The following is a 697-nucleotide window of genomic DNA, read 5'->3' as shown; positions in this document are numbered from 1 at the left end:
CAGGTCGGCGGAGAAGCCGAGGCAGGCCAGGTCCTTCAGTTCGTCCCGGGTCATGGGGCCGGTGGTGTCCTGGGAGCCGACGGTGGTCATCTTGGGCTCGCAGTACTGGCCGGGGCGCACGCCCGCCACGCCGCAGGCCTTGCCCACCATCTTCTGGGCCAGGGTGTAGCCCTTGCCGGAGTCGGCCACGTCGGCCGGGCGCTTGAATACCTCGGAGTGGCCCAGGCCCAGTTCGGCGCGGGCCTTGTCGGTCAGGCCGCGGCCGATGATCAGCGGGATGCGGCCGCCGGCGCGCACTTCGTCGAGCAGCACCTCGGTCTTGAGTGTGAACTCGGCCAGCACCTCGTCGCTGCCGTGGCGGCAGAGCTTGCCCTCATAGGGATAGATGTCGATGACGTCGCCGGTGTTCAGTTTGGTCACGTCGCACTCGATGGGCAGGGCGCCGGCATCTTCCATGGTGTTGAAGAAGATGGGGGCGATCTTGCTGCCGATGCACACACCGCCGGCGCGCTTGTTGGGCACGAAGGGGATGTCGTCACCCATGTGCCAGAGCACCGAGTTGGTGGCGGACTTGCGGCTGGAGCCGGTGCCGACCACGTCGCCCACGTAGGCCAGGGGGAAACCCTTGTCCTTGAGCGCCTCGATGGCCTTGATAGGGCCGACCACGCCGTCTTCGTCGGGGGCGATGCCGGGACGG

General features: G+C 68.0%; 1 pseudogene. It reads right to left on the bottom strand.

Annotated features, from left to right (window positions below):
• Positions 1–697: pseudogene (locus JKV55_RS03575) on the bottom strand (bifunctional aconitate hydratase 2/2-methylisocitrate dehydratase); the annotation flags it as partial.

The sequence above is a fragment of the Zobellella iuensis genome (assembly GCF_016746085.1).
Taxonomy (GTDB): Bacteria; Pseudomonadota; Gammaproteobacteria; order Enterobacterales; family Aeromonadaceae; genus Oceanimonas; species Oceanimonas iuensis.
The sequence above is the reverse complement of the archived record's forward strand: the minus strand, read 5'-3'. Positions and strand labels throughout refer to the sequence as shown.